The sequence below is a fragment of the Bengtsoniella intestinalis genome (assembly GCF_039719005.1).
Classification (GTDB): domain Bacteria; phylum Bacillota; class Clostridia; order Oscillospirales; family Oscillospiraceae; genus Oscillibacter; species Oscillibacter intestinalis.
In genome coordinates, this window is the sequence record NZ_CP133584.1 from 535,979 (window position 1) to 560,990 (window position 25,012).

Sequence of the window (25,012 nt, forward strand, 5' to 3'; positions counted from 1 at the left end):
AACTGCTTTTCCAGAAAATACACTGTGAAAAAAGTAAAATCCGTTGCTATGGCAACCGATTTTACTGCGAAATCATGATACACTGATACCAGTGGTTAGTTTTTGCTAACCACTGGTATTTACAGAAAAGGTTAGTTGACACTAATGTTGACATAACCAAACGAAAGGATATTTTAGTATGAAAAAACTCTTAGCCTTATTGATGGCGCTGACTCTGTCTGCGTCTATGGTGGCTTGCTCTAGCAGCAACGACACCACCACCACCCAAGCAGAAGCCACCGAACCCACCCAAACCGAAGAAACCACCCCAGAGGTGGTAGAAGCCGAACCCATCACCATCAAAGTGGGCGTGCCCACTGCACCCCCTGCCCTGCCCGTACTGCGGATGATGGACAGTGGTGTTCTGGGCGAAAACGTGACCATTGAACTGGAAATTTGGAGCGAACCCGAAACCCTGATTGCTATGGTGCAAGACGATAGCCACGATATGTTCGCCTTCCCCCTGACTGTGGTGTCCACCTTGTACAACAAGGGTTTGGACGTGCGTCTGATGAACGTGAATACTTGGGGCGTCACCTATTTCATGACCTCTGACCCCGATTTCACCTCTTGGGCTGATTTGAAGGGGCAAACCGTGTATGTGCCTCTTCAAACCTCTCCCCCCGATGCTCTGACCCAATTCTTCCTAGACGAAGCTGGTCTGGTGGTGGGCGAAGACGTGGAAATCGTCTATGCCACCACCGCCGAAGTGTCTGCCTTCTTGGCCTCTGGGCAAGCGGTGTATGGCACCTTGATTGAACCACAAGTCACCATCGCCATGATGAAAAACGCTGATTTGTACGTGGCTTACAGCTTTGAAGACGAATGGCAACGGGCCAACGACACCGATACCATGGTGCCCAACGCTGGCTTTGGCACCACTCAAAGCTTCATCGACGAAAACCCTGAACTGACTGCCGCTTTCAATGAAGCTTACGCAGAGGCCGCCCAATGGTGCTTGGACAATCCCGAAGAAATCGGCGCTCTGGCTGAAGAATACTTAGGGATGCCTGCCGCTGTCATCACTGCATCTTTGCCCAACATGGGTCTGGAATTCAAAACCCCACAAGACGCTGACTACGAACTGGACATGTTCTACCAAATGCTTTTTGACTTTGAGCCTTCCATGATTGGTGGCGCTCTGCCTGACGACGGCATGTACTATGCTGGCTAAACCTTGGGTCAAGCGCCTTGGATACACCCTGTTATCCTACAGCCTGATTTTACTGGTTTGGCAAGGCTTGACGCTGTATTTTCCGCCTTTGGTGGTGCCACCCATCTCTGCCGTGGCATCCACCTTGGGGGAAATCCTCGCAAGCAGCAAGCTCCAATCCATGATTGTGCTGACCACACAGCGATTGCTCATCGGGCTTTCCATCGGTGTGGTCATTGGCCTCATCACTGGCATTGCCATGGGATTGCGCCCCTTTTTCAAAGGGGTGCTTTCCCCTATCATCCACCTGTTTCAAACCGTGCCCCCTGTGGCTTGGGTGGTGCTGGCACTGGTGTGGTTTGGGTTTAACAGCAAGCCTGTGGTGTTCATCGTGGTCACCACCACCGCTCCCATCATTGCCATCAATGTGTGCCAAGGGATTTTATCCATGGACAAATCCCTGCTCCAAATGGCACAGCTGTATTGCTTCTCCCAGAGAAAAACCTTCTTCCATGTGGTACTCCCGTCCATCACCCCCTACTTCCGTTCCGCTTTTGAATTGGCACTGGGCAGTGGTTGGAAAATCGCCGTCATGGGGGAGGTGCTCACCACCAGTGACGGCATCGGTGGCATGATTAAAACTGCACGACTGAACGTAGAGCCAGAATCAGTGATTGCTTGGTCGGTGGTGATTGTGGTGCTGTTCCATCTGTCCGATTGGCTGATGAAACTGCGCCTGCCTAGAAAGCGAGGGAAGCCATGCTAAGTGTAAAGGCTATAGACTTGACATTCGAAAACTTGCAAGTAATGGAAAACCTGTCGTTCCAAGTGGAGCACAACGAAATCGTAGCCATCATCGGCCCTTCTGGATGTGGCAAAACCTCCCTATTAAACATGGTGGCAGGGTTGCAAACCCCTACCACTGGCACCATCGAAGTGTCTGGTGAGGCCACGTCGTTTATCTTCCAAGACGACCGCCTGCTCCCTTGGCGCACGGTGTGGGATAACATCGCCTTGGTGGGGCAAACAGACGACAAAGTCGCCATCCAAGGGTTGATTGATGCCGTTGGCTTGTCTGGATTCGAGCATTACTATCCTTGCCAACTCTCTGGTGGGATGCAAAAGCGGTGTGGTATTGCCCGTGCGTTTTACTACAACAGCCAACTGCTATTGATGGACGAACCATTTCAGGGCTTGGATTATTGCTTGCGCCGTGAAATGCTACAGATGCTCTTGACCGTGTGGGAAACACATCGGCAAAGCATTTTGTTTGTCACCCATGAAATCGACGAAGCGTTGCTGGTGGCGCATCGGATTTTGGTGCTGTCCAAACGCCCTTCCACCATCTTAGAAACCTTCACCTTACCGCCCCACAACCAACGCACCCTAGCAGACCCCACCTTGTTGGCGGTACGCCAAAAGGTGATTGAAGCGATTACGTGAACAGGGTGCTGTATTTAAACCGAAAATTACGCAAATCCACTACGCCCTTTGTAGGGGAGCCCAGTGGGCTCCCGCGCAGAAACCGCTGGTGATATGTAAAAATGATGGGCGAATTCGTAACATATTACGAATTCGCCCATCATTTTCTAATTCCAAAGACCTTACCGCCGGGAGCGCAATGCGCTCCCCTACAAAAGGGATTGCTTTTTTCATAACCGCACAATCATCTCTGGCTTCAAATACGCCACTTCCGCTTCGTCATGGGTGATGCAAAGGACGGTTTTGCCACGGGCTTTTTCTTTGAAATAGTCCATGGTTTTTTCTTTGGTTTTGCCGTCTAAGCCTTTGAAGGGCTCGTCTAAAAACAAGATATCATAGGGTGCCAGCAGAGCACGCAAGATGGCCACACGACGCTTCATACCACCAGACAAATCTCGCACCAACTTCCCCTCGTTACCCTCTAAATCCAAAGCTTGGAGGGCGGTTTTAATTTGCGACAGGGTCAAATCACTGCCTTTTTGCAGGTGTGGCAGGAGAATATTTATGTAAAGGTTTAAGCCTTCACAGAGCCTATCCTCTTGGAAAACAGCGCTTTTTTGCAAGCCCTCTAGCCCTGTGATGGTGCCAGCATCAGCGGTTTCCAAGCCCATCAAAATTCGTAGTAAAGTGGTTTTCCCCTTGCCAGATGGGCCTAACAGACAGGTCAATTTCCCTGAGGGAAGGATGATGGAAACATCATCTAGCACCACTTGCTCCCCATAGGTTTTGGAGAGGTTTTTCAGTTCAATCACGCTGTCCACCTCACCTTCTCCAGTCGATTGCACAGCCAAGTGATGGCGGTGGCAAACAGCTTTTCATACCAAAAACACAAAATGACAATGGCCACTGTCCAAGCAAACACACTGGGGGTATCCAAGTACAATTTGGCGGCATACAGCTGTTCACCGATGGAGTTTTTAGGCAAACCAATCAACTCCGCCGCAATGCCAGCCTTGAAACTCATGCCCAAACCCACTAGGCAAGCCGATCGAAAATAGGGGATGATTTGGGGCAGGAGCACATAGCGGATTTTGGTGTAAGAGGTCAGGTTAAACAGGGTTGCCATTTGGTTTAAATCAGGGTCAAGTTGTTCAATGGCGGTCAAAACGTTGCTATACACCAAAGGCATCACCATGATAAAGGCGATGATAATGGCTAAGTAGGACGAGGAAAACCAAATCAAAATCAAAATGGTAAACGATGCCACTGGCACGGATTTGAACACCAAAATCAATGGACTTAACAGCTCCCCCACTGGCTTTGACAGATGGGACAAGACCGCAACCACCACAGCTGTGGCGGTTGCGGTTAAAAATCCTGTGCTGATACGACCCAAGGTGGTGGCGATGGACAACCAGAAACTTGCTTGTCCTACTAGCCCCCACAGTTTGGTCAAGGTGAGCCATGGAGAGGGGCACAAAATAGAGTACCCCACCACCATGGACACCACCTGCCACACAGCAAGCCAAAATACAATGACCCACAGGGGGATTTTTTTAGATGCCATAGAAGAAGTCAGCTTCTGGCATAGCCCCACCGATGGCGGTTGGGTTTTGGGCAAACAGCTCTGCCAAATAGCCAGTCAAAGCGGCTTCCATCTCAGCGCCATCCATGTAGGTGATGGAGCAGTAAGGCAGGGCTTGCAACGCCACGGCTTCTGGCACGATGCCGTATTGACCCACCAGTGCGGCGCCTTCTGCCAGATTGTCATTGACAAAGTTGATGGAGGTTTCATAGTTGGCTAGGAAGGCATCCACAGCGTGGGGATTGGCTTCCACAAACGCGGTGTTACCCACCACAACGCCAGTCACCAACATACCTTCGCTGTCGGTGGCATCCCATTCCGCAGTCAAATCCAGTGCCACACGAATGGTGTCGTTGGACATTTGAGCCGTGGTTGCAAAGGGTTGGGGCAACATGGCAATGGCATTTTCGGTGGCAGCCAGAGCAGCAACCACTTCGGCTTGCTCGCTCTTCCATTCCACAGTGACAGAATCGGTCAAGCCATTGGCTTCCAAAATGTAGTTCAGGGCATATTCTGGGGTGCCACCTTTGCCAGAAGCATAGATGGTTTGACCTGCCAAATCGTCGATGGAAGACACGGTGTCGCCACTTTCCACGATGTAGAGCACCCCCAAGGTGTTGATGGCCAGCACGGTGACGCCACCTTCGGTGCTGTTATACAGGGCAGAAGCCACGTTTGCTGGCACAGCGGCGATGGCGGCAGAACCGCTGACAATTTGAGGGGTCACTTCGTCGATGGCGGTAGCGATGGTGAAGGTGTAATTGTTGTCGGTCAAGTTGCCTTCATCGTTTTCGTTCATCATGTAGACCATGCCCATAGCGGTGGGGCCGCTCATAGCCATGATGTGCATATCCACAGGGTCAGCGGTGGCTCCAGTCGCCACATCCACTTCAGCTTCCACTTCAGCTTCCACTTCGGGAGCGGTTTCTTCCACAGTTTCAGAGGTAGAGCAGGCGGTCAGAGCGGTCAGGCTCAACAGAGCAGACAGTAACAATGCAGTGATTTTTTTCATGGGGTACTCCTTCATTATATACAATATTGTTTTAATAGGGATGGATTGAGGATGGTGAGCTGGTTCCCTGTCAGGGAAATGATGTTTTCTTGTTTGAAAAATGCCAATTCTCGAAACACCGATGCACGGCTCATGCCCAAATAGCTTGCCAATTTCTCCCGTGGCAACAGCGTGGTAGGCTGGGGCAGTTCACTGCGTTGCAGTAAAAAAAGCCCCACCTTTTGCCGTGCAGATTGGATGGTCAACTGGGCAATGCGGTCAAGCAAAAACTGGATTTTCTCGTTGCAGATAGTGGCATAGCGCACTCCCAAGTCTGGATATTTGTGCATCAGATCCACAAACAACTCCTTGGATATGTAGGCCAGCTGTGCGTTGGTTTTGGCTTTGAGCTGAGTTTGCAACTCCTGATGGGCAAACAAATTGGAAATGCCAAAGAAATCCCCCACCTTTGCTGTGGACAAACACACATGATTGCCGTCTAAAGCTGTGGTGAAAATGTCCACCTGTCCTTTGATGATGCACACAATGCCTTCCCCGTTCACATGGTGGATGGGTTGCCCTTTTTCCACCATGAAGCAAGGGATTTGGTGTAGAGGCAGTGCCATATGTTCAAACAGCACGGTGCCACCAAGGACACGTTCTGCCAGCTTGCTAGGTGGATGTTCCATACCACCCCTCCTTTGGTTAGTTTTCGCTAACAACAGGGTTAATTATAACAAACTCCAAAGAAAAAGCAAGGGGTAAATTGTAAACAATCGTCTCAAATGAGACGGACAAGAGGATGTTTTTCCGCTAAGATAGCATAAACTAACCTTTATGTAATCAGACAGGAGTGCCCATGCCACAAAAACTCATTTTACTCTCAGGCGCCTCCGCTGTGGGGAAAACAGCGGTGTTACGGTGGATGTTGACATCCATTCAATCCCCTTGCGTGTGCAAAATCGACTGCTATGCCCACGGTGCCGACAGCCAAAACCCCTATGGTGATACCCCCTATGTGTTGGGGGTCAGCGGTGATATTTGCCCCGACCACTTTTTGGTGTCCAATCTGCCAGAGCTGTTTTCTTGGTGCGATGACCATGGCAATGCCTTGGTGATTGAAACCGCAGGCTTGTGCCACCGCTGCTCCCCTGCCACCAAGATGATGTGTGCTGGGTGCGTGGTGGATTGCACCACCAGTGCCCAAGCGCCCCAAAGTTTGGGACCCATGCTGCTCCATGCAGATTTCATCGTGGTGACCAAAATCGACATGGTATCCCAAGCAGAGCGGGAAATTTTGCTATGGAAATTGGCCCAGCTAAACCCCACCGCCAAGCTGTTCCCAGTGGACACCTTGGCAGGCTATGGCATGGAACCGCTGAACCGGTACATCGCCAGTCAATCCCTGCCCCAATCCATCCAAGAGGACACCTTGCGCCACACCATGCCCATGGGCGTCTGCTCCTATTGCGTGGGCGAACAGCGTGTGGGCAGTGCCTACCAACAAGGGGTGGTGGGGAAAATTCAATTCCCAGAGGTGCGCCATGTTTGAACTAAAAATTCACCCAGGACAAGATAAATCTGGCACCCCAGAAGCCTTCAATACCATCACCTTACACAGCGGAACCTTGCTGGCAGTAGTGGGAAACACTGGCGCAGGCAAAAGCCGTTTGGTGCAAGACATAGAGCAGTTGGTGCAAGGTGAGTCCGTGTCCAAGCGCCGTGTAGTATTGCGAGAAAACGGCATTTTATGTGCCAAAACCCAAGGTTTGATTGCCCATTTGGGACAAAATATGCGCTTCATGCTAGACACCAATGTGGCAGACTTTGTGACCCTCCACAACCAATGCCGTGGACGTGATATTCCACTTGAAACCGTGCTAGACTTAGCCAATACCATCACCCCAGAGCACATCACCGCCACCATGCACCTGAACCTGCTCAGCGGTGGGCAAACCAGAGCGCTGATGATTGCCGACATCGCCCTCATCTGCGACAGCCCCATTGTGCTGATGGATGAAATTGAAAACGCCGGCATTGACAAAATCAAGGCCTTTGAAGCCCTGCTAGGTCAGGATAAACTACTGGTACTGGTGACCCACGACCCCCACACCGCCTTGATGGCCAGCGAGCGGATTGTGCTAGAAAATGGGGGTATCGCCAAGCACATCCAGCGCACTCCAGAGGAAGAAAAACTCTATAAGCTAATGACAAGTGAATACGCTTTACACCAACAGCGTCAACAACAATTACGAACAGGAGCGTCCATCTTATGACCCATGTTTTACTCTATTGGAACCACATTTGCGTCCTTCACAACCAAGAAAAAAAGCACCTCTCTCAGGTGCAACAAACCCTATTAAACCAAGGCATTGACCTAGAAATTCGCTTTTTCGGACTGGGCTATGAAAGCCATATGTGCGAATATTTGGCACAGCCAGATGCTATTTTGCCAGACATCATCGTCACCGCTGATTTAGAAGCGGTGGAACAACCCAGCTTATACAATAAATTAGGGGGCTTGCACCCCTGCCAACTGTGGATGACCCTGAAAGACAAACCCCTCATCCAGTCCATGCGCCGCAAAGACACCCTCCTCCCCTTTGTGGCCATTCCCTTGGTGTGCTATACCCGTGATACGAGCCACTGTGAAGGCAAAACACTTGCTACTATGGCAAGTGAAAAAGGCTTCGCATTTGGGGGCATTAACAACTCTGCAGGCAAAACCATCACCAAACTGGCATGGCAAACCTATGGACAAGAAACCGCCGCCGCCTTGCTAGGTCAATCCACCGTGTACGATATGCCCATCGGTGCCTTCCAATCCGTGCGGATGGGTCAAAACACCACCGCTTTGGTGCCCTCCCTCTACGCCATGCGCCAAGATGGGGTGTCCACCTTCGCCACCACCTTGGCAGAAGGCACCTGTTTGCTCCCCTCTTATTTCGCTTGTTCTCAGCGCATTTCTCCAGAGGTGGGACAAGCGGTGATGAGGGAAATTCTCTGCCCTGAACTGTGTGATTTTTACGCCCAGCAAGGGAATTTAATCATCGCCCCAGACATCAAAACCGCCACAACCGTGGAAGACACCATCACCGATTACGCCATTGTCACCCAAGAATTTTTAGATGACCTAGACAATGAATCGTTTTATGATCTGTACACCGCAAAGCTCCCCACAGCCAAACCATTGCCTGTCGTTTAATAAAATCTCCCACTCACACCTCCCTCCTTGACACAAGGGGCGAGGTGTGGTATCCTTTACTAAGTTAGCTCTAACTAACTATATTTTATCGACCACGGAGGATTCCCTATGGAACACACACTATTCGCCTTTTCCATGACACTGCTGGCTGGGCTTTGCACTGGCATTGGCAGTCTCATTGCCTTTTTATCTAAGCGCACCAACCAAACCTTTTTGTCTGTCAGCTTAGGCTTTTCTGCAGGGGTGATGATTTACGTTTCTATGATTGAAATCTTCCCAAAAGCCCAACAATCCTTAACCCTAGAGCTAGGCAGCAAAGGCGGTGCCATTGCCACCGTGGTTGCCTTTTTCGGTGGCATGGCAATCATTGCCTTCATCGACCATCTGATTCCTGCGGAGAAAAATCCCCACGAAGTGACCAATTGGAACGACGACACCCAAACACCACAAAACCAAAGTCTGATGCGGATGGGGCTGTTCACCGCTTTGGCCATTGCCATCCACAACTTCCCCGAAGGGCTGGCCACCTTCATTTCTGCCCTGCAAGAACCCAACGTAGCCATCCCCATTGTAGCCGCCATTGCCATGCACAACATCCCAGAGGGCATTGCGGTGTCTGTGCCCATTTATCACGCCACTGGCTCACGGAAAAAGGCCTTTATCTACTCCTTCCTCTCTGGTTTGTCAGAACCCGTGGGGCTTTGGTGGGTTGGTGGTTGCTCATGCCCATTATGAGCGATTTGGTGTTTGGCATTTTGTTCGCCAGCGTGGCAGGGATTATGGTGTTCATCTCGCTAGATGAACTCCTCCCCTGCTCCCGTGCTTACGGCAAGCACCATCATTCTATGTACGGGCTGATTTCTGGCATGGTGGTGATGGCGGTGAGCCTGCTGTTATTCCTCTAATTCCCTTGACGGCATACGCCATCTCCTTGTATAATAGACTGTATCAAAAAAGGATGGTGGCGTATGAATCTTGAAGGTTTATTGGTAGGGGCGGTTGCCTTTTTCTTGATTGGACTGTTTCACCCTTTGGTGCTCAAGGGGGAATATTACTTTGGCAGAAAAATCTGCTGGGTGTTTTTAGTGGCAGGATTAGCGTCTCTCATTGCCAGCGTGTTCCTCCATTCCACTGCCTATTCCGCCATTGCCGCGGTGCTGGGCTTCACCTGCCTTTGGAGCATCAAAGAGGTGTTTGAGCAAGAAAAGCGCGTAGAACGAGGCTGGTATCCCAAGAATCCAAAACGATAAAAAAAGAGCGTTACGGCTGTCCGTAACGCTCTTTTCTACAATTTTAGCGGTGTTTATGGCCTGTCCACATACACATAGCCATGCCAATGAGGGCAACCCATGCCCAGAATTTATGTTGTTTCATGGTTGGTTTCCTCCTTTTTCTCCTTAGGTAACACAGGGCGGGCAGAGAGCCCAGCCAACGCTACGGTGGAGGTATTGTGGAGCCAAGCGGTGGTGGTTGCTGGCAACAGCCCAAAAATACCACCGCAAATCAGCCCAGAGTTAAAGCCTACAATAAACTGATAATTGCTAGAAATCTTGCGCATCAAGGCGCAAGCCAATTTCCGTGTTTCCACGATGGTTTCCAGAGAATCAGATAAGATGGCAATGTCGGAAACTTCGCGGGCAATGTCAGACGAGCCGTTTAAGGTCATAGACACGTTGGCACAACTTAATGCAGGGGCATCGTTGATGCCGTCGCCCACCATCAGCACCGTTTTCCCTTGGTCTTTCAACTGTTGCACCAAAGCCGCCTTACCATCTGGCAACACAGCGGCGAAATAGCCGTCTAAGCCCACTTGCTCACTGATGTGTTTGGCAGTGGCTTCCCCATCGCCAGTGATCATCATGATTTGGGAAATCCCCTGTGCTCGCAAGGCTTCAATGGTGGCCTTGGCATCGTCACGAGGTGGGTCGCTGATGCAGATCACACCCACCAACTTCTGGTCAATGGCTAGGAACACAGCGCTATCAGCACCAATTGTTTCTTCCATCCACGGACCCTTTTCGCTGGGATAGGGTACCCCTTCATCTTCAAAAACAAAGTGGCGACTGCCGATGATGGCACGGTGACCGTGGTAGCCACTGGCAATGCCGTGTGCCACCACGTATTCCACTTTTTCGTGCTGTTCCGGATGGTGCAAGCCTTGGGTTTCTGCCTCCGCCACAATGGCGGCTGCCATGCTGTGGGGGAAGTGTTCTTCTAGGCAAGCAGCAATGGTCAACACCTGCTCTTGGGGATAGTCCTCTGCCATGGAAATCACTTGCGACACCTTGGGTACCGCATTGGTCAGGGTGCCCGTTTTGTCAAAGACCACCGTGTCTACCGTGGATAAAATCTCTAAGTATTTGCCACCTTTGATGACCATGCCACGCTGGGCACCTTCTCGCAAAGCGGAAATAATGGAAATGGGGGTGGTGAGTTTAATGGCACAGGAGAAGTCCACCATCAACACTGAGGTGGCTCTGGCCCAGTTGCCAGTCAGCAGCAACGTTGCCATAAACAGCCCAAAGCTGACAGGCACAATGCCGTCGGCTAAGCGTTCTGCCTTACCTTGGATGTGGGCTTTTGCATCTTCCCCCGTGTCAATCAGTTGGATGATTTTAGAAATACGACTGTCGTCGCTCAAAGTGCGGACACTGATGTCCACTTCCCCAGTTTCCACCACGGTACCAGCAAACACCGTGTTACCATTGGATTTATGGACAGCCAAAGGCTCTCCAGTCATGGTGGCTTCGTTTATCAACGCATCGCCGTTTACGATGGCGCCGTCTACAGGAATCATACTGCCAGCGCGGACGCGAATCACGTCGCCCACTTGCACTTCTTTCAAGGAGATGGCCACTTCTTCGCCGTCTACCACCAGCCACACACGACTGATTTGGATGGCAAGACTGTCCGCTAAGGCGTGTTTGGCACGGGCATTGGAATACTCTAGCATCATCTCCGACAGTTCTAGCAAGAACATGATAGAAGAAGACGTATCGTGGTTGCCAGAGAGTAAAGACACCCCAATGGCGGTGGCGTCTAGCACCTCCACCGACAATCGACGACCACGCAAGGCCTGCCACCCCATCCGCAAATAGCGCCCACTGCGCCACCACACATAGCCTGTGTGCATCAGCGATGGCATGAACAGTCCTGTTACCAGCTTCCGCCCCACCATAAAGATGGCTTTTTCTTGGAAGGCACGGGTGGCTTCTAACTTTTCTTGCTCTTTTGTGGCCGCACCCTCCACCAAGTCAGCTTGGCGCAAAGCAGACAAAGTTTGAAGCAGTTGTTGTTCCAAATCACCACTATAGGTGATTTGCACCCCGCCGTTGACGGGGTTGGTTTGCACCCGTTCCACCCCTTGGGTGGCGCTCAGCAAGGACGCCAGACCGTAGCCTTGTTCCTTGGTGAACACGTATTTACCAAAGCGGAGCCGTAAAAATCCAGAACGACGACTTACAATTTGATATTGCATTTGTCCTCACTCCTGTCTTTATTCAGCCTCTTCACTGTCGCAGTCACAACCGCAGTCGCAGTCGCAATCGCAATCGCTTTTTGCCTTTGCCACTGCACGGGCTTCGTTGCAAATTTCTTCGGCTTCTTCACGCAGGTTTGCCACTTCTTCCATGGCACAATCCTTCGCCATCATGCCGTGGGCAATGGTTTGCACAGCCAATTTGCGTGCCTTATCGGTTTTCACCAACTTCAGCCCCAAAATCCCAGCCACAGCACCAGTGGCGAAGCAAATCAAACAATCTTTTTTGAAACAATCTAACATAGAGATGTCCTCCTATTATAATTTTGTAAATTTAGTGTACTATAAATTTTTGTTTTTTGCAAGCATTTTTTAAAAAATTCAATACTTTTTTTGTAGTTAGTTGGCACTTTTTGGTTAGTTCATTCTAAATTCATAATAAATTAGCACAATCTAACCCACACTTCTTTAACTAACTTTCAGGTGACAGCCGCACTGGTATGCAAAAGATGGTGTACAAAAGTGGCGAGCCACTTTTGTACACCATCTTTTTTGCTATGACGTTTTACCTGTCATCTGGTTGAACAGAAAATCAATACAATTTACCCCAGATACCGATAGAGGAAGGTAACAATTTGTCCTCTTGTGCACAGGTCATTGGGTTTGAAGGTGCCATCGGCATAGCCAGTGGTGATGCCTTCGCTGACAGCCCACAACACAGCGTTGTAGCAATAGGAATTTTCATCTACATCGCTGATGGCTTCTCCTTCCACAACGGGGCAACCAGCCAAGCGCCACAAGAAGGTGACGATTTGACCACGGGTTGCGGTGTTCGAGGGTGCGAAGCTAGTTTCAGTGGTGCCAGTGGTGATGCCGTTTTCCACAGCCCACACCATGGCGTCGTAGTAATATGTTCCTGTCACCACATCGGTGAAGGCGGCGACGACGGTGTCAGCAGTTGCAGATGGTTCCCCTGCGGCGCGCCACAAGAAGGTGACGGTTTGGGCACGGGTTGCACTGTCGTTGGGTTTGAAGGTGCCATCGTCGTAGCCAGAGGTGACACCATTTTCAACAGCCCACTGCACAGCATCGTAGTAATACGCGCCATCCACCACATCGCTAAAGCTAATATCTGTGGATTCTTGGGTGGTTCCGGTGCCTTCTTCCACAAAGGTTGCAGCGATATACACAGCAGCACCAGGTTGCACAAATTGATAGGTGCCGTCTCCGTTGTCGGTGACGGTGACTTCTCGCCCAGAGGCATAGGTGACGGTGATACTGCCCACTTGGTATCCCTCATCCGGTGTAGCGGTGATGGTGATGGTGGTGCCAGATTGTGCCTTAGTGGGGCTCAGGGTGATGGTGCCGTTTTCAGCTTGGGTCACACCATTGCTATAGGTAGAGGGGGTAGAACCACCAGAGCTGGTGCTTTCGGTGATGGTGAAGGATTGGTATGCCACAACCCCTTCGTAGGTGCTACTTTCTGTCACCGTGGCGCACACGATATATAGCCCTGCACTAGATGGCACCACATCGGTGAACACAAGAGGAATGCTGTCACCAGTGGTGTCTTGTGCGTAGGTATAGGTGACAGTGCCATAGTCGGCGGTGGCATTGAAGGTAATGGCTTGAGAAATGGTGAAGCTATAGCTTTGGTCAGCGGCAAAGGTGATGGTGTTGGTCAGCAAGTCTGCGCCAAAGGTGGCGTAAGCCGACATTTGTTCCAAACTGGCGCTGACCATGCCGTAGCTGTCGTCAGACAGGGTCAACACCCCAGCATCGCTGACAGAGGCAGAGCCACGGATGATTTGCTCAGAATATTCGATGCGATGTCCTGCGCTGTTGCTGGTGTTGAAGAACACCACTTTCCCATTTACATCCACGCCCAGCTTCAGCTGACCGCTGACATTGGAAAGGGTTTGGCCTGTGATATCTTGGTCACCCAAATACAGCACAGTGGTGGCATCTTCATCGCAGATGAGGCGATTGGTCAAGGTGAGGATGGCTGTGGTGGATTGGTTGCCCACAGTGTCTTCTGCCCAAAGGTTGATGGTTTGGTACGCCCAGCTGTCGTCTAGGGAAATGGTGACAGAGAAGCGGTTGCCATCCCAAGTGGGGGTAATTTCTTGTGTCACGCCTTCCACGGTGACATGAAGTGTGGCGTTGATTTCGCTGATGCCAGAGAGGGTGACACTGGTGCCGTCGAAGAAGCCACCGCCGTCTTCACTGAGCATCAAGGTGGGGCCCACGGTGTCTACCACAAAGAGGTATTTCTCTTCCCCACCGTCGCCTGCGGTATTTTCACCACGAACGGTTAAGGTATGGGTGCCATTGTCCACGTCGATGAGAGTGATGGTGGAGCCTGAGAAAGCGGTGTAGTCACTGCCATCTAGGCTGTAAGTACCGTTTTTATCAACGCCAGAAACATTGACAGTTACGGTGCTAGAACCCACAGCGTCTATGGTGTCATAGCCTTGGATGGCTAGGTTGGCGGTGCTAGAGACGGGTTGTTGGACGGCATCTGTGATGGACAATTCAATGTTTACATCCACAGGTGCCACCATGGTAATGGCACTGGTTTTGGTTTCAGCAGAATAGACTTCCACGCTATACGCGCCATCGGTAACATACTTGTAACCCGTGACACCAACGGTGTAGTCGTTGCCAGCTTCTAGGCCAAAGATAACGGTGCGTGCCACGGCACCGTCTGTGTCAGCGGTGACTATGGTGCCGTCTTCTAGCTCATAGATAGTGGTGCTGTATTGACCGCCTACAGTTAAGGTGGTGGGCAGAGCGCCGTTTTCAGCAGAGATATCCAGCCCAGAGAGGACAGTTGGTGTGCCGTCTGCATTGTAAATGGTGACACGGTAGCCGTCATAGGTGGTTGTGGTAGCGGCAGGCACGGTGACATCGATGGAGTAGTCCCCACCCAAAGCTGCTGTTGCACTGGTGACGGCGGCAGGTTGGTTGGGATTGGTGTAAGACCAATTTTCCAAGCTCACACGGGGCACAGTCGTGTCGTTGTAAGCCACGGCCGTCAAGGTATAGGTGCCAGTGGGCATGGTCACTGGGATGTCTAAGGTTACGCCAGCAGAAGCGTCTGTGGGGATATCTGTGCTATACAGGGTATACACGTTGCCGTCTGCATCTTCTGCGTAGATCACCAGACCGTCGAAGTTGACCAAATCACCAGTGACAGTGGCTTTGTTATCGGTATAGCTGATGTCCGTCAGCTCTGGTTGCACAGCAAAGCCATACAGCTCTGCGGTGGAGGGGGTATCACAGGTGATGGTGTAGGTGCCAGTGGTGCCGCCAGTGAAGCTGATGGTGACGTAAGCCGTTTGGGTGCTTGCGTCATAGCGCATCATGGCGTTGGCATTGGCATTGGTTGGGTCGTCCAAATCTTTGGTGCTATCCAGCCAATTCAAGGTATAGTCGCTGACGGTGATATAGTTGCGATAGGCCAATGCGGCGGCATAATCTACGGCGCTGTAGGTCAAGGAGACAAAGCTATCTTCCGCAATGCCTTCTGGACGGGTCAGGGTGTGAGTTAGATTGTCGCCAGTGGAGACCAAGGTGGCGCTGGGGTCATCCATATAGTTGACGCTCATATACAAGGTGCGGTCGTTGACCTCGTCATAGGCGATGGCCATACCAGAGGTAGCGGCTTCTGGGGTGTCATATATGCCAAGGCCAAATTCCACGCTTTCGCCCCAGTAATAGGAGACGCCAGCGTAACCACCGAGCACATAGATAGAACCCCAAAGGCGGTCGATGTCAAAGCCCATTTCAACAGAGCCAGCGGTGTAACCACCAAAGAGCAAGATATTGTCTGGCACGGAAATTTTACCACTTAGCACCCCTTGGAAATAGTTGTAGGTATCCATTTCTTCCGCCATGAGGATGCCAGAGGCAGAGATAATATCAAACATACTGGTTTCCACGGTACCAGCCATATACATGGTGGGATACCATTGCAGTTCAAAACTCATAAGGTCTAAAATATCGATGTTCGAGATGGAAATATCACTCATGGCAACGCTGATTCTCTGTGCCGACAAGGACAGGTCTGCACGGGCAGACATAACGCCAAAGATGGCAAATTGTCCGCTAAACAACAACGTCAGCGGTGGAACGCCCGAGGGGACAAAGAAGGTTTCGTAAATTTGATCCACGCCGCCACCTAGGCCTTGTATCCAGAAGATACCCATACCTTCTACGTTCAGCCCCGGGGTAAAGCCCCCGATGTAGAAATACATGGTGTCAGGCACTGGGATGCCGTTGTAGCTGATGAGGGCGAAAGAGGCTTCCATTTCCAAAACCACAAAGTCTGCGGCGCCTTCTACGCTAAAGGCCCACTCGCTGTTCATCACTTTCAGCCCAAGAGCGCCTTCAATAGAGGGGAAGCCATCGGCAAAGGCAGGGATTTCCAACTCAATGGAGGTGTTAAAGCCGATGAAGCCACCGCCAAAGAGAATATCATGGGCGTACAAAGCCATGCTGGCGCCAGCCACATCTTCCCAAGCGGTTTGGCTGAGGCGATAGGTGTCTTCGATGGCACGCAAATCATCGGCATCATACGTAGAGTAAGCCAGTGAGATTTGCGCCTCTTCCATGGGGCTGGCCGCAACGTCCACCAGTGCATCCAAAGCGGTGGGCAGTAGCATACTGGTGTCTAACTCTGCACCAAAGGAGATGATGCGGACTTTTTCGGCACTTTCATCCGTTTCGTCGCTGTTGCTCATAAACCCAAATTGGCAGTACCGCAGTTCCAGCACCATGCCAGCCAAGGTTTGCCACCCACTGGCGGCACCAGGCCACAGCAGACCGATGGTGTTTTCAGTTTCAGTGGTTTCCTCACCTGTAGAGGTGTATTGGAGCATGGTGTAGGCGGAATAGTTTTCAAAGGAGGTGATGGCGCACACGCCGCTCCATATCTTGGTACGGGCACCTGTGGTATAGACGTTGCCATCGATGTTGATGTCGATGATTTGGTCGGTAGCGCCACTGGTTGGTCGCTGAATATTGATGATGACCGTGCCAGCTTCAATGTCCAAGCAATCGTTGATGTTAATGGTGGAGCTGACGGTGCCGTCGGCATTGGCAATAGAGGTGGCAGTCAAAGACAGTAGCTCACCTGCATTCTCCGTGCCATCTTCGCCATACACGGCGCTAAATTCTCCGCGGATTTCTAGGTACACGTTTTCGTTGCTACCGTTTGTGCCAGTGGCAGAGGAATAGGCAGCGGCATAGGCCGCTTCATCGGCGTACATACCGATTTTGTACTTCTCACCAGCAGCGGTCGTCCCATCCGATTCGATGGTGACAATGCCGTATTTCAAATCTTGCAGACCGGGGTTATCGCTGACGGTGAATTGGAGAGAGGAGCTGATGGTATCAGGGGTGGTCACATCATCCCAATCCACCACCACTTGCCAAATCCCAGTTTTCAAGGTTTGATCCAAAACGATGATGCCCGAGTTGTCGCTGGTGTCGATGGACACGTTGGCATCTGCCACACGGACATCGGTGCCGCCAGACACTGGACGAAGCACAATATCGTAGGCTGTTTGGTCACGCAGAGCGGAGAAGTTTTGCCCAGAGAGATAGAGATTGCGAGAGCCGCTGACATAAACGCTCTCTGGGGTCAAGCTGTAGAAGGAGACGACTGTACTACCAGCACTGCCGGGGCAGTTGACATACAATTCTCGTTCACCGCACTGGTCTTCCATCAGCAAGCTAGAGGGAGAATCGGTGTCATAAACGGTGAAGGTCATTTTTCGATACCCACTGTCCACCATAGGCTCGGCGTGGAAGGTGAAGGTAATGGCTCGTTCTTCGTAGGGCTCCAAATTGGAGATTTGTTGGTAATAGGGACTGCTCCAGCTCACATCGCTTCGCAGGTCGCCGTCTAAATCGCGGGAGGTGAGCCCTTCTTCGGGGTAGACGGCAATGGTGGGACTAAAGGTTTCGGCGGTGACGTTTTTCACCAGCAAAGTCACACTATAATCCCCAGCTTCGTTGCTGGCGGTGTCAGCCAAATAGCCGTCTTCTGCCTCGTTGAGCACCATGGCGGTGGGGGCATAGCTGACGTTGATGCTCACCTTGTCTTCATCAGAAGTGGTGATGTTGGAATAGACACCGTAATAGGTAGAGGCGTAGCCAGTGGTGGTGCTAGAAACGGCACCCATGTCGTAATACATGGCCACGGCGCTGTCGGCGGTCATGTATTCCATATTATACTGGGTGGTGAAGTTCAAGGTGTCATCTGGGGTGAAATCATACACGCTAGAGGCCAAATTGTTCCAGTGCCCCACAGCCACAGAGGTGGGGGCGGTGCCATCGTTGACGGTGTAGGCCACCACAGAAGGGTTGGTAGCATCGTCATAGGCGAAGAAGGTGCCTGTGTAATCTTCGCCATCCAAGGCTTGCTCTGTGGTGACGGTGGTGTAGGTGCTGTCAGAGTTGATAAACTGGTAAATGGCGGTGTCGCTATAGCCCAAGGCGGTGTCTAGCATGACACGGGCACTGATGCTATCGGCGGTGGTGCCTGCGTCAGCGGTGACAGCGTAGGTGATGCGCACCATGCCGTGTTCCGTGCCCAATTGGTCTTGCAGGGTTAAGGTTTGGGTGAAGTTAAACCCATCCACGCTCCAAGTGGCTTGAATGGCGCTGTCATTTGGTTGGGTCAAGGTGACATTGGAGCTATCAATGCCCAAAAATCCGTAGCTACGACCAAAGATATAGTCTGTGGCCACCCCCTCTTGCACCACACGGAAGGTGGTGTAAGAGGTGTCATACAGCTCATCGGGATAGAGCAGGTATTTATTGTCGTCCGATTTCAGGGTTTTATCCCCTTCCACGGTGTCCACAAGGAAGCCACCGTTGTCTTTGGAGACTTTCACGCTCAAGTAGCCATCGTTTAGTTCCAAATAGTCTGGGGCGGTAATTTCTGCGGCCAAAATCTCAGTGGGGAGTAACCCCACACTGAGAACGGCCACCAAGCACACGGAAAAAATCCGCTTAAAAAGGTTATTTTTCATGTTCTTTCTCCTTATCGCACATACACAATGAAGCGGAAGTAGTTATGGCTTTGGGTCACGGCACAGAAGGTGTAATACCCTGTGTCTGCACCGTCCAAAATGGTGATAATTTGGGCATCGGAAGCGTTGTAAATCACATCGGTGGAGCCGATTTTCACCTGTGCAACGGTTTTTATGCCAGCTTCGTACATCAAGGAGAAAGGTTCCCCATTGAAGTAGATGGACAGCTTTCTTTCATCGTCTTTGCTGACCATCACGGTGCTCTCACGGCTGATAGCGGAACCATCTAGGATGATGATGGGGTCAGCGGTGAAGGTCAAGTCACAAGTTGTGGTTGCCTCGTTGCCTGCTGCGTCTTTCACGGTGTAAGTGACGGTGACGGTGCCAGCGGTGCTGGGTTTGTCGTAGGCGATGGTCAAGCCTGTGCCTGTCAAATAGCTACTGGCGGTGACGTTGTCGGTTGCGGTGATGTTGGCTTTCAGCAGTGCCAAAATGGTAGCATCGCTGTCGCCCAAGGAAGCGGTGACCTCACTGCTGACCACGCTCACAACTGGGGCGGTGGTATCGTTGGCGGTGATACCAATCAAGCTGGCGCTAACGGTGTAGCCAAGGCTATCGCTGGCGTAGATAAAGGGGGTACAATCGCCGATGGCAATTTCCAAAGCCGTCCAAGTGTTAGCAGTCAAAGCCACAGCGGTTTTGCCGTTGAAGCGGACGTTACAGTCACGATTTGCCTGCACATAGATGGTGCTGGTGTCAGAGACTTCTAGTGTCAAATCTCCTGCGCTAACAGGATTTGCACCATTGCTATCTAGGCTGTAGGACAATTCCAAAGGCTTCAAATTATCTTCATCCACTGTGACAGATGCGCTGACGCTGTTGCCTGCCAAATCGTAGAAGGTGTAAGTGTAGGTGCCATTGGCGGTGACATTGTAGGATAGTTCCTCGCCTTGGGTGCCTGTTTTGCCACAGACGGCAGTCTCATCAAAGGTGAAGGTGATGGTGGCGGTGGTGCCGCTCACGGTAGTTTCATCGCTTGGTGCATTGAACACTCTATCGATGTTGGTGACAGCAGGCATGGTCACATCGGTGTAGTTGCCGCTGGCATCGTAGAACCGCAAGGTGAAGGTTGCGTCGTAGCTTTGCAGATAACGGACAGACACGGTGGAGCCAGAAATCATGGTTTCGATGTAGTCGGTCAAAAGGGTATCCGCTTCCACCTTGGCGATGGTTTCGTTGAAGGGCAAGGAAGCGGTGACCTGTTGATTGGTGGCGGTATAGCCTTGATTCACCGACCAAGTGATGGTGCCCAACACGGGCGCTTCGCTGTCCAACTCATTGACGTTGACGTACAAGGTGCCAGAGGCATCGGCAGTGCCCATATAGTCGTAGGTATAGCTGAGGCTATAGTTGCCGTTGGCGGCAAAGTCGATGTAGGGGCAAACTCCGTAAGCGCCAATATCACCAGTGCCAATAGTGGCATTTTCGTTGGTGATGGTCAAATTGGTAAAGGTATACCCTGCTTCATCTGGCACCAAATACACACGGACGGCGCCGTCTACAATCTCTTTCACCATCTGTGGCACAGGGGCTTCGCCCACGCTGGTGAAGGTCAGGGGCACGGCAGTATAGTTTCCTTCACTGTCCACGGCGTAGAGGTAGAAGCTGGTGTTGGCGCTCACGTCCAAGGTGTTACCGGTGAGGGTCACGCCAGAAATTGTATCGCTTTCCATGTCATAAGTGGGGATGGTGGCAGAGGATTTGACAATCAGCTTCACACTGGAATTATCCGTTGCATCCACTTGGAAGCGGTAGTAACTGCCCCAACCCAAGGCGCTTATAAATTCGGTGGAATTGCTGTAGGTGGTGTACCCATCGCCGTAATTGGTGAGGGCTGGGTTGATGCTAACGGTAGTCGCTTCACCTAAGATGTCAATGGTGGAGGTTTCCTCATATTTGTACAACTTCTGGGTGTTGACAAAGGCGGTGCCACCGATTTTACCGTAAGCCAAGAGCTGAACGCTCGGTGCATGGGTGTCGGCGATGGTGTCATCTTCAAGGAGTACTTCGTCATCGCCCAATGTGGCAGAGGTATCTTTCACGTCGTATGGCAAGGTGACGGTATAGGTTTGCAAGTCCATGTCGGGTATTTCTGCCACACGATAATAGAATGTGTATTCTTCGCCAGCCACAGAACCCAAGGGGAAGGTGTAGCTGAGGCTATCGCCAACGGCATCCACCAGCGTCCAAGTGTCATCGCTGACGGTGACAATGGCTTGGTTGGCGATGGACTCGATGGAACCATCTGCATTCAAGTTTTTAGCGTAGTTCCAATAGGCGGTTGGGCTGGTGTCGACAATGTTGGTGACGGGGAAAAGATAGTATTCGGTGGCGTAGTTCGTGGTATTGGTAGCCGCCCAATAGGCTACAGTGACGTCACCGTTTTCAGTCATAGTGATGGCACAGGGTTCATTCGCCGCATAAGTTGTTCCGTCATAGACGAAATATCCTGCATTGTCACTAGATAGTGTCAGTGTAACGATGACATCCTCAGTGGTTGGAGCAGTGGTCGAGTATTCCACAATTGGAATTGCATCATATTCTGGATTATCTGTAGTATCAATGATCACCGTTTGCAGTGCGCCTGTTGCATCATAGAAGGTGTACTCTGCACTGGTACTCTCATAAATGGGGAAAACAAGGGAATCTTCGATGGTTTTACCATCTAGGCTACCCACTAGATTGGTGCTATTGCCGTTGATATAATAGGGATAATAGCTATCATCAAATGTTTTGGTGCTGGCGTTGCCATAGTTATTTAGGTCAACCGTGGCTGTGGCACTCTCTTGCCCATTGGTAAAGACGAAATTTAAGGTTGCGGTGTCGGCTGTTATCTCGTCACCATAGGGGTTGGCAATTCTAAATCCGAATTGACCCGTGTAGCTATAATGATAACCGCCGATATACCCTACTGGATTTGACGTTTGGGTTTCACTCAATGTGAAGGTAAGCGGACTGTCTAGTGCTTCGCCTGCAAAGGTGATGGTGCTGGCATCCAAGTCAATTGAGTCATAGGGGATGCCCGTGGTAGAGACTTCGTAGTAATACGCTGTATTTGCATCCGCGTGGGTGAACGATAGATTGTCTATATTCACTCTGTCATAGCTCAAATAGTAGTCAGCGTAAGAGCCGTCTGTGTAAGCAAAAATCTTAAACTCTGGCGCTACTAACGTGGTGCCGCCGTAGGCATCCACGGCTAGGTAGGCCAAGGCACAAGCGCTAAACCCATCGCCAGTGGTGGTATAGGTGTTCATACAACAACCACTGGCTCTGCCAGTGGATAAAAAGCTTATAGCTATGGACAAAATAAAAGCTCCCCGATATAGTAAAGTCAAGGTCTGCCAACCTAACTTACAATATCGAGGAGGTCTTCACATGAAAGACATTAACAGTCTAACGCATACTAAGTGGCGTTGTCAATACCACATCGTATTTGCGCCCAAATATCGGCGACAAGCAATTTACGGTGAAATAAAGCAAGACATAGGTTTTATACTGCGGAAATTATGCGAACAAAAAGGGGTAGAAATTATAGAAGCAGAAGCTTGCCCAGACCACATCCACATGCTGATAAGTGTGCCGCCAAAATACAGTATAGCGCAAATAATGGGCTTTTTAAAGGGAAAAAGTAGCTTAATGATATTTGACAGGCACGCAAATTTAAAGTACAAATATGGGAACCGACATTTTTGGGCGAGAGGCTATTACGTGGACACGGTGGGGCGAAATAAAAAGCAAATACAAGAGTACATAAAGAAGCAACTGCAAGAAGATGAAATGGCAGACCAAATGAGCCTGAAAGAGTATACAGACCCGTTCACGGGTAGCAAGAATACCAAGGCATAAGAAAAACCCCTTTAGGGGTAGCCCGAAACAGTAATGCACGTGGCAGACCATTCGGGACCCCTTTAGGGGTGTGTCAGTACCATGCCCTTCTAGGGCTATCCCAAGCCACCAGCTCAGCTGGTGGTTTTGACTATCTGTGTCACTGAGGACACGATAATTATAGGGCAGGCCTGTGGTATAGCTACTTTGGACACCCAGCGAATTATATGTGACAGTTTCCGAGGTGCCAAATTCGATTGCTTCCTCTGTGCTTTGGGTCATGCGATAGAGGGTCGCATCGCCACTGACAGAGAAGCCACCGCTCACAGTTACATCGGCAGAGAAAATTTCTGTAGTGTAATCTGAAATCCCAGAAGAAGTATCATCTACATTGTCAAGGGTTACTGCCAGTTGTGGCGTGGTCTCTGTGAACATGACGGTGAATTCATACACAGGGGACACAGCGCCATTGTCCATGGTGAACTGCATCTGCACGGTGTTGGTTTGTCCGTATACCAGCAAAGCGTTGGCGGTGGTGGCAAGGTCAGCTTCAGAAGCCACCACATAGGCATCGCCACTGGCACTTTCAAAGCCCACTGTCAGCCAACCATAGCTTAAACCATTGTAGTCAATAATACCTGCATCAGTGATGGCAGTGTCAGGAGACAGTTTGTTCCAGACTTTAACGCTGGCCACACCACCCACGGTTACGGTTGTATCGCCTGCGCTTAGGGTTTGGGTCATATCTGTGATGCCCAATTTCAGTTCCGTTTGATAGGCACCGCCAGTGTACATACTGGTTTGTCCATCACGAGAAACTGCTGTCCATGGGTCATAGCCATCGTTGCTATACATAGAATCTTTCATGTTCACCATGATGGTGTTATAGGCGCTGCCAGTAGCGTCATAGGATTTTGTAATCTCATTGCCAGAGCCTAGAGAAGCAAAATCATTGATATTCAAACTATACCCCCACAGGCCGCCGCCTGTTGGTTGGACGTTGTCATAGACGATGTCGGCGGTCATGGTTTCAATGGTGGTGTCGCCTTTACCGTAGGTGACATAGGTTTCCCCTTCGGTTCCACTCTCTTCTGTGACAGTGGTTGCCACACCTTTTTGCACGATGGTGACGCGCACTTGATAGACCCCTGTGTCCAGCAGGGTGTCGTCATCCCCATATTGGGGCAGGACGATGGTTTGGTTGGCGCTTTCCACCAGTGCCATGGTGGCTACCACGTCGCCATCGCCATCCAATAGCTCTGCGTAAGATTGGGTGAAGTCCACGTTGGACACGCCGTAGCCTGCATACAAATCATTGGTGATGGTAATATCCACAGCGGAACCTGCCAAGGTGCCGTTGAAGAGATAATAGCCGTCGGTGGCAGACACGGTTGTGCCAGAGGCGTTTTCCATGGTGCTAGAGAATTCTACACTATGGACGTCATCCACGATTGGCGCGTAGTTGATGGTGAAACTTTCCCCTGTCCAATGGTTGGTTTCGCCTTCGGATGGAATGATGGACTCCCCTACCGATGGTGTTAAGCTCACACTGGCGTTGGTGTCGAAGGTGAAGGTCATGGGGCCGTAGTAGTTGGAGAGGGCGGTTTTATCTCCTGTATAATCATCATTCATACGTTCAACAGAAGTGTATTTGCCCCCACTGATGGTGACTTCATACCAAGAATCATCAAAATCAAACAGCTCTAAACCTGTCTCATTGCTCCCAATCACACGGACATAAGTGCCGTCATCGGTTTCCACGGTGACACGAGTATCGCCCTCAGAGTTGCCGTTGACAACCACGCTAGGTGCCTGTGTTGGGGCGCTGTAATCGCCGCCCACAGTATAGTCGGCAGTAAAGCTGTCAGTGTTCACGGTTTCGGTGCGTGTAGTGGTGGTTTCGTTGCCATTGCTATCGGTGGCGGTGATGGTTAGAACGACTGTATCGTTTTGAATATCACCCACAGGCACGGTGATGGTGTAGTTGCGGTTTGCAAATTCAGTGGTGGTCTTATAATAATATTGATAGTTGGTTGTGGTGGTCTGACCGCCGCCGCTAACGGTTACATTATCCAGATAAGAGATGCCGCTATAGCCTTCGTCATAGGCAGTGGCATTGACGGTGAAGTCGACACTTGCCACGCTGTTATCATCGTTCAAATTATAGGTTTGCTTCACAGAATTGATGCTAAGCACAGGGTCTACCGTGTC

At 50.9% G+C, this 25,012-nt stretch carries 16 protein-coding genes and 1 pseudogene; 9 read left to right on the forward strand and 8 right to left on the reverse strand.

Annotated elements, in window-relative coordinates:
* Nucleotides 1-178: 178 nt before the first annotated feature.
* From RFF05_RS02755 to RFF05_RS02765, 3 genes are read left to right on the forward strand one after another with little or no spacing between them, the layout of a single operon-like run.
* Nucleotides 179-1,213 carry an ABC transporter substrate-binding protein gene (locus RFF05_RS02755; protein WP_409968906.1) on the forward strand — a complete coding sequence of 345 codons (1,035 nt, stop codon included), beginning with the start codon at nt 179-181 and terminating at the stop codon, nt 1,211-1,213.
* Nucleotides 1,203-1,958, forward strand: a complete 756-nt coding sequence (locus RFF05_RS02760) for an ABC transporter permease (RefSeq protein WP_409968907.1) — start codon at nt 1,203-1,205, stop codon at nt 1,956-1,958. Before RFF05_RS02755 ends, RFF05_RS02760 begins: the two co-directional genes overlap by 11 nt.
* 17 nt (nt 1,959-1,975) lie before the next feature.
* Nucleotides 1,976-2,635, forward strand: a complete 660-nt coding sequence (locus tag RFF05_RS02765) for an ABC transporter ATP-binding protein (RefSeq protein WP_409968908.1) — start codon at nt 1,976-1,978, stop codon at nt 2,633-2,635.
* A gap of 209 nt (nt 2,636-2,844) precedes the next feature.
* Here RFF05_RS02765 and RFF05_RS02770 read toward each other — a convergent pair whose 3' ends face one another.
* Genes RFF05_RS02770 through RFF05_RS02785 form a run of 4 tightly spaced genes read right to left on the reverse strand, consistent with a single transcriptional unit; the run spans nt 2,845 to nt 5,879 of the window.
* Nucleotides 2,845-3,426, reverse strand: a complete 582-nt coding sequence (locus RFF05_RS02770) for an ATP-binding cassette domain-containing protein (RefSeq protein ID WP_409968909.1) — start codon at nt 3,424-3,426, stop codon at nt 2,845-2,847.
* Nucleotides 3,423-4,181, reverse strand: coding sequence for an ABC transporter permease (locus RFF05_RS02775; protein WP_409968910.1), 759 nt, complete (start codon nt 4,179-4,181; stop codon nt 3,423-3,425). The genes RFF05_RS02770 and RFF05_RS02775 overlap by 4 nt, the downstream gene beginning before the upstream one ends.
* On the reverse strand, nt 4,171-5,211 hold the full coding sequence (locus RFF05_RS02780) for an ABC transporter substrate-binding protein (protein WP_409968911.1): 1,041 nt from the start codon (nt 5,209-5,211) through the stop codon (nt 4,171-4,173). Before RFF05_RS02780 ends, RFF05_RS02775 begins: the two co-directional genes overlap by 11 nt.
* A 14-nt stretch (nt 5,212-5,225) precedes the next feature.
* Nucleotides 5,226-5,879: a Crp/Fnr family transcriptional regulator gene (locus RFF05_RS02785; RefSeq protein WP_409968912.1), complete on the reverse strand. Its 654-nt coding sequence runs from the start codon at nt 5,877-5,879 to the stop codon at nt 5,226-5,228.
* Nucleotides 5,880-6,049: 170 nt separating this feature from the next.
* Between RFF05_RS02785 and RFF05_RS02790 the strand changes: the two genes are divergently transcribed.
* The 5 genes and pseudogenes from RFF05_RS02790 to RFF05_RS02810 all read left to right on the forward strand — a co-directional run bounded on the left by RFF05_RS02790 (nt 6,050) and on the right by RFF05_RS02810 (nt 9,645).
* Nucleotides 6,050-6,742, forward strand: a complete 693-nt coding sequence (locus RFF05_RS02790) for a GTP-binding protein (protein WP_409968913.1) — start codon at nt 6,050-6,052, stop codon at nt 6,740-6,742.
* Nucleotides 6,735-7,466, forward strand: a complete 732-nt coding sequence (locus RFF05_RS02795; RefSeq protein ID WP_409968914.1) for an ATP-binding cassette domain-containing protein — start codon at nt 6,735-6,737, stop codon at nt 7,464-7,466. The genes RFF05_RS02790 and RFF05_RS02795 overlap by 8 nt, the downstream gene beginning before the upstream one ends.
* Entirely contained in the window at nt 7,463-8,395 is a 933-nt protein-coding gene (locus tag RFF05_RS02800; protein ID WP_409968915.1) for a hypothetical protein, read from the forward strand. The genes RFF05_RS02795 and RFF05_RS02800 overlap by 4 nt, the downstream gene beginning before the upstream one ends.
* Before the next feature lie 108 nt (nt 8,396-8,503).
* A pseudogene (zupT, locus tag RFF05_RS02805) lies at nt 8,504-9,300 on the forward strand (zinc transporter ZupT).
* Between the two features lie 63 nt (nt 9,301-9,363).
* Nucleotides 9,364-9,645, forward strand: coding sequence for a DUF4491 family protein (locus RFF05_RS02810; protein ID WP_409968916.1), 282 nt, complete (start codon nt 9,364-9,366; stop codon nt 9,643-9,645).
* Between the two features lie 110 nt (nt 9,646-9,755).
* Here RFF05_RS02810 and RFF05_RS02815 read toward each other — a convergent pair whose 3' ends face one another.
* The 4 genes from RFF05_RS02815 to RFF05_RS02830 form a co-directional block, all read right to left on the reverse strand.
* Nucleotides 9,756-11,873 carry a heavy metal translocating P-type ATPase gene (locus RFF05_RS02815; RefSeq protein ID WP_409968917.1) on the reverse strand — a complete coding sequence of 706 codons (2,118 nt, stop codon included), beginning with the start codon at nt 11,871-11,873 and terminating at the stop codon, nt 9,756-9,758.
* A gap of 18 nt (nt 11,874-11,891) precedes the next feature.
* On the reverse strand, nt 11,892-12,176 hold the full coding sequence (locus RFF05_RS02820) for a DUF6110 family protein (protein ID WP_409968918.1): 285 nt from the start codon (nt 12,174-12,176) through the stop codon (nt 11,892-11,894).
* Between the two features lie 299 nt (nt 12,177-12,475).
* Nucleotides 12,476-18,916: an S-layer homology domain-containing protein gene (locus RFF05_RS02825; protein WP_409968919.1), complete on the reverse strand. Its 6,441-nt coding sequence runs from the start codon at nt 18,914-18,916 to the stop codon at nt 12,476-12,478.
* A gap of 11 nt (nt 18,917-18,927) precedes the next feature.
* On the reverse strand, nt 18,928-22,230 hold the full coding sequence (locus RFF05_RS02830; protein WP_409968920.1) for a hypothetical protein: 3,303 nt from the start codon (nt 22,228-22,230) through the stop codon (nt 18,928-18,930).
* 121 nt (nt 22,231-22,351) lie between these two features.
* Between RFF05_RS02830 and tnpA the strand changes: the two genes are divergently transcribed.
* Nucleotides 22,352-22,822 carry an IS200/IS605 family transposase gene (tnpA, locus tag RFF05_RS02835; RefSeq protein ID WP_409967221.1) on the forward strand — a complete coding sequence of 157 codons (471 nt, stop codon included), beginning with the start codon at nt 22,352-22,354 and terminating at the stop codon, nt 22,820-22,822.
* The last annotated feature ends 2,190 nt before the right edge of the window (nt 22,823-25,012 follow it).